Genomic DNA, 10,731 nt, shown 5'->3' with positions numbered 1-10,731 from the left:
GGACCCTGTGGGAGAGTAGGACGCCGCCGAACAATTCTTCAGAAGAACCCCCAGCCGGGGAAACCGGGCTGGGGGTTCTTCGCGTTTCCGGGGCGATGTCAGAGCTTGAGCTTGAACCCGACGTGGGAGGCCGTGAAGCCGAGCCGCTGGTAGAAGCGGTGGGCGTCCGTCCGCGTCGCGTCGGAGGTGAGCTGGACGAGGTCGGCGCCGAGTTCGCGGGAGCGTTCGACGGCCCACTCGATCAGTTCGGTGCCCAGTCCGCTGCCGCGTTCGTCGGCGTGGATGCGGACGCCCTCGATGATCGTGCGGGTGGCGCCGGCCCGGGAGAGGCCCGGGACGACGGTGAGCTGCAGGGTGCCGACGGTGCGGCCGGCCCGGTCGGCGACGATCAGGTGCTGGTGCGGGTCACCGTCGATCCGGGCGAAGGCGGTGCGGTAGGGCGTGAGGTCGTCGGGGCTCTCGCGGGTGGCTCCCAGCGGGTCGTCGGCCAGCATGGCCACGATCGCGGGCAGGTCGTCGGGGGTGGCCCGTCGGATCGTCAGAACAGCCGTTTCAGTCATGATCAGAGAGTAGAAGCAGGACTTACGGCCACCAACCCCGGTCTACGCCCGTAGCACCCCTTCACGGCCCTTCTGAAGGGTCCTGGGACCCTGGACGATCCCTCACGCCCCGGGTACGGCGCTGGTGATGACGGCGAAGACCGCGCCGTGCGGGTCGACCAGCTGGGCCAGGCGGCCGACGCCGTGCACGTCCATGGCCGGGATCCGGACCGTCGCGCCGAGGGTGTCGGCGATGGCGAGGGCGGCGTCGGTGTTCGGGACCTCGAAGTAGGGGAGCCAGTGCGAGCCGGTGCCGCGCGCGGTGTGCTCGGGGCTCAGCTGCAGGATGCCGCCGTGGGCGTCGTCGGTGCCGCCGCCGGCCGGGGTGAGGACGGTGTACATCACCTCGCCGAGCGGCACGTCCTGCTCCTGCCAGTCGAAGACGGCGCGGTAGAAGGTCTTGGCGCGCTCGGCGTCGATGCTGTAGCACTCGGTCCAGCAGAGGCTGCCCTCCGCGGTGACGAGGTCCAGGCCGCGGGTGTCGTGCGGCTGCCAGACCGCGAAGTCGGCGCCGGTCGGGTCGGTGTAGCCGGCCATCCGGCCCGCGCTGAAGACGTCGAAGGGGGCGAACCGGACGCGGCCGCCGGCCTGTTCGACCAGGGCGGTGGTGCGGTCGGCGTCCTCGGTGGCGAAGTAGAGGGTCCAGCCGGGCGGGGTGCCCTCCTCGGCGAGCGGGCCGAGGGCGGCGACCGTACGGCCGTCGAGCTGGAAGAAGCCGTAGCCGCCGGCCTCGGGCCCGGCGGAGTCGAAGGTCCAGCCGAACAGCGCGGTGTAGAAGTCGACGGACGCGCGGGTGTCGGGGCTGCTCAGGTCGAGCCAGTCCGGGGCACCGGGACGGAAGTCGGTGTTGAGCATGGCGGCACTGCTCCCTCGGACGGGCGCGGGCCCCGGGGCGGGCGCGGTCGACGGCGGCTCCCCCGTGGTCCCCGACCCTCCCAGCCTGGCACCTCGGCCGGGGCGGTGCATGGCGGCGCCGAGGCTCGGCGGACGGGCCTGTCGGCTCCGGGCGGTACGGTGCGTAGCGGAATCGATCCACCCGTACCGGTCGAAGGGGGTCCGGTGAGCAAGCAGGCGGCGCAGTCCGGGCAGCAGGTGCCGCGCCAGCTCGCGCAGGTCGAGGGCGTGCTGGAGCGGATCACCTATGCCAATGAGGAGACGGGCTACACGGTGGCCCGGGTGGACACCGGCCGGGGCGGGAACGACCTGCTCACGGTGGTGGGTGCGCTGCTGGGGGCGCAGGTCGGCGAGTCGTTGCGGCTGCACGGGCGGTGGGGCTCGCACCCGCAGTACGGGCGGCAGTTCACGGTGGAGAACTACACCACGGTGCTGCCCGCCACGGTCCAGGGGATCCAGCGCTACCTGGGCTCGGGGCTGATCAAGGGGATCGGGCCGCGGTTCGCCGAGCGGATCGTGGAGCGCTTCGGGGTGGACACCCTGGAGGTGATCGAGAACGAGCCGGGCCGGCTGATCGAGGTGCCGGGCCTGGGGCCGAAGCGGACGAAGAAGATCGCGGCGGCCTGGGAGGAGCAGAAGGCCATCAAGGAGGTGATGGTCTTCCTGCAGGGGGTCGGGGTGTCCACCTCGCTGGCTGTGCGAATCTACAAGCAGTACGGCGACGGCTCGATCGGGGTGGTGAAGAACGAGCCGTACCGGCTGGCGTCGGACGTCTGGGGCATCGGCTTCCTGACGGCGGACCGGATCGCCCAGGCGGTCGGCATCCCGCACGACAGCCCGGAGCGGGTGAAGGCCGGCCTGCAGTACGCGCTGTCGCAGAGCACCGACCAGGGGCACTGCTTCCTGCCGGAGGAGCGGCTGATCGCGGACGGCGTGAAGCTGCTCCAGGTGGACGTCGGGCTGGTGATCGACTGCCTGGCGGAGCTGGTGGCGGCCGAGGGGGTGGTGCGCGAGGCGGTCCCGGGGGAGGGCGGCGAGCCGGTCACCGCGGTGTACCTGGTGCCGTTCCACCGGGCCGAGATCTCGCTGGCCAACCAGCTGGTGCGGCTGCTGCGTTCGGACGCGGACCGGATGCCGTGGTTCGGCGACGTGGACTGGCCGGTGGCGCTGGACTGGCTGGCGAAGCGGACCGGGGCCGAGCTGGCGCCGGAGCAGGAGCAGTCGGTGCGGCTGGCGTTGACCGAGAAGGTCGCGGTGCTGACGGGCGGTCCGGGCTGCGGCAAGTCGTTCACGGTGCGGTCGATCGTGACGCTGGCGCTGGCGAAGCGGGCGAAGGTGGTGCTGGCGGCGCCGACCGGCCGGGCGGCGAAGCGGCTGGCGGAGCTGACCGGCGTGGAGGCGTCGACGGTGCACCGGCTGCTGGAGCTGAAGCCGGGCGGGGACGCCGCGTACGACCGGGACCGGCCGCTGGACGCGGACCTGGTGGTGGTCGACGAGGCCTCGATGCTGGACCTGATCCTGGCGAACAAGCTGGTCAAGGCCGTGCCGCCGGGCGCCCACCTGCTGTTTGTGGGCGACGTGGACCAGCTGCCCTCGGTGGGGGCCGGGGAGGTGCTGCGGGACCTGCTGGCCGAGGGCGGGCCGATCCCGTCGGTGCGGCTGACCAGGATCTTCCGGCAGGCCCAGCAGTCCGGCGTGGTGACCAACGCGCACCGGATCAACGAGGGCAGGCCGCCGCTGACGGACGGTCTGGCGGACTTCTTCCTGTTCGCCGAGGACGACACCGAGCGGGCGGCCGGGCTGACGGTGGACGTGGTGGCGCGCCGGATCCCGCAGAAGTTCGGCTTCGACCCGCGCCGGGACGTGCAGGTGCTGGCGCCGATGCACCGCGGCCCGGCCGGCGCGGGGAACCTGAACACCCTGCTCCAGGCGGCGGTGACGCCGGCCCGGGAGGGGCTGGCCGAACGCCGGTTCGGCGGTCGTACGTTCCGGGTGGGGGACAAGGTCACCCAGATCCGCAACAACTACGACAAGGGGCGGAACGGCGTCTTCAACGGCACAGTGGGAGTGGTGACCGCCCTCAGCGTGGACGACCAGCGGCTGACGGTGCTCACCGACGAGGACGAGGAGGTGGCGTACGACTTCGACGAACTGGACGAGCTGTCCCACGCGTACGCGGTGACGATCCACCGCTCGCAGGGCAGCGAGTACCCGGTGGTGGTGATTCCGGTCACCATGTCCGCTTGGACGATGCTCCAGCGGAACCTGCTCTACACCGCTGTGACCAGGGCTCGGAAACTGGTCGTGCTGGTGGGGTCACGCAAGGCGATCGGGCAGGCCGTCCGGGCCGTCAGCGCAGGTCGGAGGCATACCGCACTCGACCATAGGCTGGCAGCTGGATGATTATCCAACGGGATGGTTGCCTCTAATGTTCTCTTGACGTGAAGAGATTTACGGCAGAGCCTAGGGTGGTGCCGATCTTGTCCGGTTCGTACCGGCTGCGGCGGCAGGTTTTGTAGGGGCGGGCCCTTTCGGGCCACCCCGGGTGCGCGGCTGTCCTCCGGATGGGGGATGGTAGAGACAGTCAGGGCACCTTGGAAGAGGATTCATTTCGTCGGTGAGGAAGACGTGAGCGACAACTCGGTAGTACTGCGGTACCAGGACGGCGAGTACGAGTACCCCGTCGTCGAGAGCACTGCGGGCAACTCCGGCTTCGACATCTCGAAGCTGCTCCCGCAGACCGGCCTGGTCACCCTGGACAACGGCTTCGGTAACACCGCCGCGTACAAGTCCGCGATCACCTTCGTGGACGGCGACAACGGCATCCTGCGGTACCGCGGCTACCCGATCGAGCAGCTCGCCTCCGATGGCGGCTTCATCGAGACCGCGTACCTCCTGATCAACGGTGAGCTGCCGAACGCGGACCAGCTGGCGGAGTTCAACCGCGAGATCACCCAGCACACCCTGCTGCACGAGGACGTCAAGCGCTTCTTCCAGGGCTTCCCGCGGGACGCCCACCCGATGGCCATGCTGTCCTCGGTCGTCGGCGCGCTGTCCACGTTCTACCCGGAGAGCCACAACCCGTTCGACGCGGCCCAGCGCCACCTGTCGACCGTCCGCCTGCTCGCCAAGCTGCCGACGATCGCCGCGTACGCGTACAAGAAGGCGATGGGCCAGCCCTTCGTCTACCCGCGCAACGACCTGAGCTACGTCGAGAACTTCCTGCGGATGACCTTCGCCGTTCCCGCCGAGGACTACGAGCTCAACCCGGTCGTCGTCAACGCGCTGGACAAGCTGCTCATCCTGCACGCGGACCACGAGCAGAACTGCTCGACCTCCACCGTGCGCCTGGTCGGCTCCAGCCACGCCAACCTGTTCGCCTCGATCTCGGCCGGCATCTCGGCCCTGTGGGGCCCGCTGCACGGCGGCGCCAACCAGGCTGTGCTGGAGATGCTGGAGAGCATCCAGAAGGACGGCGGCGACGTCGACGCGTTCATCACGAAGGTGAAGAACAAGGAGGCCGGCGTCAAGCTGATGGGCTTCGGCCACCGGGTCTACAAGGCCTTCGACCCGCGCGCCGCGCAGGTCAAGCTGCTCGCGCACGAGGTCCTCGGCCAGCTCGGCAAGAACGACGAGCTGCTGGACATCGCGCTCAAGCTGGAGGAGCACGCCCTCAAGGACGACTTCTTCATCTCGCGCAAGCTGTACCCGAACGTGGACTTCTACACCGGCCTGATCTACCGCGCCATGGGCTTCCCGACCAGCATGTTCACCGTGCTGTTCGCGCTCGGCCGGCTGCCGGGCTGGATCGCCCACTGGCACGAGATGATCAACGACCCGACCAGCCGGATCGGCCGTCCGCGCCAGATCTACACCGGCACCGCGATCCGCGACTACGTCCCGCTGGACGCCCGCTGACCTGAGCGGAGCCGACCACCGGCCCGCGCGGAAGCTGAGAGGGGCCCGGCCGCTGCCTGAGCGGCCGGGCCCCTTCGCGTCCCGTCGGCGCGCCCGAGGGCCCGCGCGGGGACGGAACCGTACGGCGCACGACTCCGGGGCCGGCCGCAGCGGGGGACGGCCGCTCAAAGCGTCCCGGGCCCGCCAGAACCCCGGCGTCGTGCGCGAAGGCCGTCGAGGACGACGACCGTTCCCGGGGCCCGCCGGAGCCCCGTCGACGGCAGCCCGCCGGAAGCGCGGGGGCACGTTGCCGTTCAGCGTGTCCCCGCCCAGCGGAAAACTGCCGCACTACCAACCTAAGACGTATCAGGGTGCGAGAAGTTACGCCCGGGGGGTGTGAGCTGCCTCTCGCCACGCTCCGTGTGCGCGTCGTACCAGGCCCATATCACACCTTTCCTCGAGTGGGACGTCACCCTCCCCGCAGTCACGGCAACCGAGCGTGATAGGAATCGTGGCATTCCGGTACGGACCGTCGCGCACATTCGCAGCGCGGCGGCGGAACTGGGGAGGGAGTGCGCAGATGGCCAGGAACGTCGTCGTCACCGGCGGTGGCACGGGAATCGGGTACGAAGTCACCCGGCGGTTCGTCGAGGCCGGCGACCACGTGGTGATCGTGGGCCGCCGCCGGGAGGTCCTGGAGAAGGCCGCGGCCGCTCTCGGGCCGAACGTCACCCCGCTGGTGTGCGACCTCGCCGACCCGGACGCCGTCGAGGCCGCGCTCGCCGAACTGCCCGAGCGGATCGACGTCCTGGTGAACAACGCGGGCAGCCGGGAGACGGTGGTGGGCGGCGGGCCGCACGCCCTGCTGGCGCGCTGGCGCGGCGACTTCGAGCGCAACGTGCTGACCGTGGTGATGCTCACCGAGTCGGTCCGCGACCGGCTCACCCCGGGCTCCGGCCGGGTGGTCACCATCAGCTCCATCGCCGCCCTGCGCGGGGCCGGCTCGTACGGCGCGGCGAAGGCCTCGCTGCACGCCTGGAACCACTTCCTGGCCGCCCAGTTGGGCACCTCGGGCATCACCGCCAACATCGTCGCGCCGGGCACCGTCGCGGGCACCGAGTTCTTCGGGCCGCGGCTGGACGAGGCCGAGGTCGCCCGCCGGGCCGCCCGCACCCTGCTCGGGCGGATCGGCGAGACCGGCGAGGTCGCGGCGGCGGTGCAGTTCCTGGCCTCGCCCGAGGCCGGGTTCATCACCGGCGAGATCCTGCACTGCAACGGCGGGGAGCTGCTGGGGCGTTGACGCCCCGGAGCGCCCGTACGCGCGAGGGCCCCGGACCGGTGTCGGTCCGGGGCCCTCGCGCGTACGGGTTCAGGCGGGCCGGAAGCGGCGCAGCCGGAGGCTGTTGGTGACCACGAAGACCGAGGAGAAGGCCATCGCGGCCCCGGCGATCATCGGGTTCAGCAGCCCGGCGGCGGCCAGCGGGATCGCCGCCACGTTGTAGCCGAAGGCCCAGCACAGGTTGCCCTTGATGGTGCCCAGGGTGCGGCGGGAGAGCCGGATGGCGTCCGCCGCCGCGCGCAGGTCGCCGCGGACCAGGGTGAGGTCGGCGGCCTCGATCGCGGCGTCGGTGCCGGTGCCCATCGCCAGCCCGAGGTCGGCCTGGGCGAGCGCGGCCGCGTCGTTGACGCCGTCGCCGACCATCGCCACGACCTTGCCCTCGGCCTGCAGCCGCTTGACGGTGTCGACCTTGTCCTCGGGGAGGACCTCGGCGATCACGTGCTCCGGTGCGATCCCGACCTCGGCCGCGACCGCCTCGGCGACCAGCTTGTTGTCACCGGTCAGCAGCACCGGGGTCAGGCCCAGCGCCCGCAGCTCGGCGATCGCCTCGGCGCTGGTCGGCTTGACCGCGTCGGCCACCTCCAGCACGGCCCGCGCCTCGCCGTCCCATCCGACCGCGATCGCGGTGCGGCCCGCCGCCTCGGCGGAGCGCTTGGCCTCGGCCAGCGCCTCGGGCAGCTGCTGCGACCACTCCTTCAGCAGGGCCTCCCGGCCGGCCACCACGGCGTGGCCGTCCACCACGCCCTGGACGCCGAGGCCCGGGACGTTCTCGAAGCCCTCGACGGCGGGCAGTTCGCCGGCCTTGGCGGCGGCGTTGGCGATCGCCCGGGCGATCGGGTGCTCGGAGGCGTGCTCCAGCGCGCCGGCCAGGCGCAGCACCTCGGCCTGGTCCACGCCCGCGGCGGTGTGCACCGCGAGCAGGGTCATCTGGCCGGTGGTGACGGTGCCGGTCTTGTCCAGGACGATGGTGTCGACCTTGCGGGTGGACTCCAGGACCTCCGGGCCCTTGATCAGGACGCCCAGCTGGGCGCCGCGGCCGGTGCCGACCAGCAGCGCGGTCGGGGTGGCCAGGCCGAGGGCGCACGGGCAGGCGATGATCAGCACGGCCACCGCGGCCGTGAAGGCGGCGGTCCAGCCCTCGCCGGTGCCCAGCCAGTAGCCGAGGGTGGCCACCGCGAGGGTGATCACGATCGGCACGAAGACCGCGGAGATCCGGTCCGCGAGGCGCTGGGCGGCGGCCTTGCCGTTCTGCGCGTCCTCGACCAGCTTGGCCATCCGGGACAGCTGGGTGTCCGCGCCGACCCGGGTGGCCTCGACCACCAGCCGGCCGCCCGCGTTGACGGTGGCCCCGGTGACGCTGTCGCCGACGGAGACCTCGACCGGGACGGACTCACCGGTCAGCATCGAGGCGTCCACCGCGGACGCGCCCTCGACCACCACGCCGTCGGTGGCGATCTTCTCGCCCGGCCGGACCACGAAGCGGTCCCCCACGGCGAGGTCCGCGATCGGGATGCGCACCTCGGCGCCGCCGCGCAGCACCGTCACGTCCTTGGCGCCCAGTTCCAGCAGCGCCTTGAGGGCAGCACCCGCGGTGCGCTTGGAGCGGGCCTCGAAGTAGCGGCCGGCCAGGATGAAGGCGGTGACGCCGGCCGCCGCCTCCAGGTAGATGTTGGACGAGCCGTCGGTGCGGGCGATGGTGAACTCGAAGCCGTGCCGCATGCCCGGCATCCCGGCGTCGCCGAAGAACAGCGCCCAGAGCGACCAGAGGAACGCGGCGACGGTGCCGAGCGAGACCAGGGTGTCCATGGTGGCGGCGCCGTGCCGGGCGTTGGTGAACGCCGCGCGGTGGAACGGCCAGGCGGCGTAGGTGACGACCGGGGCGGCGAGGGTCAGCGAGAGCCACTGCCAGTTGTCGAACTGGAGGGCCGGCACCATCGCCATCGCGATCACCGGCACCGCGAGCGCCACCGCGGTGAACAGCCGCTGGCGCAGCGGGGCCAGTTCGTCGGACGGCTCGGCCTGCTCGGCGCCCTGTTCGGTGGCCGGCGGCTTGGGCAGCGCGGCGGTGTAGCCGGTGGCCTCGACGGTCGCGATCAGGTCGGCGACCTCGACACCGTCCTCGAAGGAGACCTTCGCCTTCTCGGTGGCGTAGTTGACGCTGGCCGTGACCCCGTCCATCCGGTTGAGCTTCTTCTCGATCCGGGCCGCGCAGGAGGCGCACGTCATGCCGCCGATCGAGAGTTCCACCTCCGCTGAGGCGGGTGCCTGCGTAGTCATCGTCGCTCCTCGTGAACGTCAATCGTGCGGTTGCCGTGCGGTACGGTCGGCGGCCGGGCCGTGATACCTCGGAGGGGTATCGGGCGGTGCCGGGTTCATTTATACCCCCGAGGGGTATCGGCCGCAAGCCCTCACCTTGCTTCGATCGATACCCCCCGCAGGTATTTTTTCAGGACCCGCGATCCGCTTGACTTGATACCCCCATGGGGTATTCACTCATGGCATCGAGGCCACGGGCGCACACCCACCCGTCCCCGCCGGAAACCCTGAGGAGGACCGCATGGCCGGCTACCACACCGACAAGGACCAGCTGCTGCGCCGACTGCGCCGCGTCGAGGGCCAGATCCGCGGGCTCCAGCGGATGGTCGACACGGACACCTACTGCATCGACACACTGACCCAGGTCTCGGCCGCCACCAAGGCCCTCCAGTCCGTCGCGCTGCAGCTGCTCGACGGCCACCTCGCCCACTGCGTCCACGACGCCATCGCGGGCGGCGGCGCCGAGGCGGACGCCAAGGTCGCCGAGGCCTCGCAGGCCATCGCCCGGCTCATGCGGGCCTGAGCACGCCCACCCGTTCCTGCTGCTTCCCCTTCCGCTTCCCGTTCCGCGCCATGAGGAGAGACCCCGCCATGAACACCCCGCTGCGCATCACCGCCTTCGCCGCCGGACTCGCCGCCTCCTTCGGCCTCGCCCTCGGTGTCGGCCACGCCACCGGCAGCGGCCCGACCGCCAAGCCCGCCGGCGGACACGCCTCCGCGGGGCACGCCAGCGCCGGGCACGCCAGCGCCGGGCACGCCGAGAAATCCGACGCCGGTGCGGCCGAGCACCTGCCCGGCGGGCTGCAGGTCTCCGAACGCGGCTACACGCTCAGCGTCGACAGCCCCTTCGTGACCGCCGGCTCCCCCACCGACCTGCGCTTCCGCATCCTCGGCGCGGACGGCAAGCCCGTCACCGCCTACCAGCAGCAGCACGAGAAGGACCTGCACCTGATCGTCGCCCCGCGCGACCTGTCCACCTTCCAGCACCTGCACCCGACGCTGGCCGCCGACGGCACCTGGAGCGCCCCGACCGCCGTCCCCGCCGCCGGCGAGTACCGGGTCTTCGCGGACTTCACCCCGGCCGGCCAGAGCGAGGGCCTCACCCTCGGCGCCGACCTGCACGCCGCGGGCGACCTGCGGCCCGCCCCGCTGCCGGAGACCGGACGGACCGTCACCGTCGACGGCTACACCGTCACCCTGGGCGGCGACCTCACCCCCGGGCGCAGCGGCCGGCTCACCCTGAGCGTCAGCAAGGACGGCAAGCCGGTCACCGACCTCCAGCCCTACCTCGGCGCGTACGGCCACCTGGTCGCCCTGCGCGCCGGCGACCTCGCCTACCTGCACGTCCACCCGGACACCACCACCCCGGGCCCGGAGATCGCCTTCACCACCACCGCCCCGAGCACCGGCGGCTACCGGCTCTTCCTGGACTTCAAGCACGGGGACACCGTCCGCACCGCGGCCTTCACCCTGACCACCGGCGGCCCCACCGCCCCCGCCCCGGCCGCGCCCGCCACCCCCGCCGCCGAGCACACCGAGGGCACGGCCGGCCACCAGCACTGAGCGGCCCCGCACGAGGTGCGCGAGAAGTCTGGCGAGCTGGAGGCCCTGGACCGGGCTTTGGAAGAGCTCGACGGCATCCGCCGCACTCTCGCCCCGCACGCGGTGCTGCTCGACGCCATGGGG

At 71.9% G+C, this 10,731-nt stretch carries 8 protein-coding genes; 5 read left to right on the top strand and 3 right to left on the bottom strand.

Going from position 1 to position 10,731, the window contains the following annotated elements; all coding sequences use genetic code 11:
* Positions 1 to 98 precede the first annotated feature (98 nt).
* Together ABZW03_RS28660 and ABZW03_RS28655 are read right to left on the bottom strand one after the other, a co-directional pair.
* Positions 99 to 560, bottom strand: coding sequence for a GNAT family N-acetyltransferase (locus tag ABZW03_RS28660; protein ID WP_355264316.1), 462 nt, complete (start codon positions 558 to 560; stop codon positions 99 to 101).
* A 102-nt stretch (positions 561 to 662) separates the two neighbouring features.
* On the bottom strand, positions 663 to 1,454 hold the full coding sequence (locus ABZW03_RS28655; protein ID WP_355264313.1) for a VOC family protein: 792 nt from the start codon (positions 1,452 to 1,454) through the stop codon (positions 663 to 665).
* Positions 1,455 to 1,658: 204 nt separating this feature from the next.
* Here ABZW03_RS28655 and ABZW03_RS28650 point away from each other — a divergent pair, with 204 nt between their 5' ends.
* The 3 genes from ABZW03_RS28650 to ABZW03_RS28640 all read left to right on the top strand — a co-directional run bounded on the left by ABZW03_RS28650 (position 1,659) and on the right by ABZW03_RS28640 (position 6,690).
* The gene (locus ABZW03_RS28650; RefSeq protein WP_355264310.1) at positions 1,659 to 3,896 is read left to right on the top strand and encodes an ATP-dependent RecD-like DNA helicase; all 2,238 of its coding nucleotides are present in this window, start codon (positions 1,659 to 1,661) and stop codon (positions 3,894 to 3,896) included.
* 225 nt (positions 3,897 to 4,121) lie between these two features.
* The gene (locus ABZW03_RS28645; RefSeq protein WP_355264308.1) at positions 4,122 to 5,411 is read left to right on the top strand and encodes a citrate synthase; all 1,290 of its coding nucleotides are present in this window, start codon (positions 4,122 to 4,124) and stop codon (positions 5,409 to 5,411) included.
* A gap of 559 nt (positions 5,412 to 5,970) precedes the next feature.
* On the top strand, positions 5,971 to 6,690 hold the full coding sequence (locus ABZW03_RS28640) for an SDR family oxidoreductase (RefSeq protein WP_355264301.1): 720 nt from the start codon (positions 5,971 to 5,973) through the stop codon (positions 6,688 to 6,690).
* A 69-nt stretch (positions 6,691 to 6,759) separates the two neighbouring features.
* Here ABZW03_RS28640 and ABZW03_RS28635 read toward each other — a convergent pair whose 3' ends face one another.
* On the bottom strand, positions 6,760 to 9,006 hold the full coding sequence (locus ABZW03_RS28635) for a heavy metal translocating P-type ATPase (RefSeq protein WP_355264298.1): 2,247 nt from the start codon (positions 9,004 to 9,006) through the stop codon (positions 6,760 to 6,762).
* A 280-nt stretch (positions 9,007 to 9,286) separates the two neighbouring features.
* Between ABZW03_RS28635 and ABZW03_RS28630 the strand changes: the two genes are divergently transcribed.
* Positions 9,287 to 9,568 carry a metal-sensitive transcriptional regulator gene (locus ABZW03_RS28630; protein ID WP_355264296.1) on the top strand — a complete coding sequence of 94 codons (282 nt, stop codon included), beginning with the start codon at positions 9,287 to 9,289 and terminating at the stop codon, positions 9,566 to 9,568.
* A 68-nt stretch (positions 9,569 to 9,636) separates the two neighbouring features.
* Positions 9,637 to 10,608: a hypothetical protein gene (locus tag ABZW03_RS28625; protein WP_355264293.1), complete on the top strand. Its 972-nt coding sequence runs from the start codon at positions 9,637 to 9,639 to the stop codon at positions 10,606 to 10,608.
* Positions 10,609 to 10,731 lie beyond the last annotated feature (123 nt).

This window comes from Kitasatospora sp. NPDC004799, assembly GCF_040609095.1.
Lineage (GTDB): Bacteria > Actinomycetota > Actinomycetes > Streptomycetales > Streptomycetaceae > Kitasatospora.
The sequence above is the reverse complement of the archived record's forward strand: the minus strand, read 5'-3'. Positions and strand labels throughout refer to the sequence as shown.

Coding starts and splice junctions, on each gene's coding strand:
- ABZW03_RS28630 (WP_355264296.1), top strand. CDS start 9,287: ATGGCCGGCTACCACACCGACAAGGACCAGCTGCTGCGCCGACTGCGC.
- ABZW03_RS28640 (WP_355264301.1), top strand. CDS start 5,971: ATGGCCAGGAACGTCGTCGTCACCGGCGGTGGCACGGGAATCGGGTAC.
- ABZW03_RS28660 (WP_355264316.1), bottom strand. CDS start 560: ATGACTGAAACGGCTGTTCTGACGATCCGACGGGCCACCCCCGACGAC.
- ABZW03_RS28635 (WP_355264298.1), bottom strand. CDS start 9,006: ATGACTACGCAGGCACCCGCCTCAGCGGAGGTGGAACTCTCGATCGGC.
- ABZW03_RS28655 (WP_355264313.1), bottom strand. CDS start 1,454: ATGCTCAACACCGACTTCCGTCCCGGTGCCCCGGACTGGCTCGACCTG.
- ABZW03_RS28625 (WP_355264293.1), top strand. CDS start 9,637: ATGAACACCCCGCTGCGCATCACCGCCTTCGCCGCCGGACTCGCCGCC.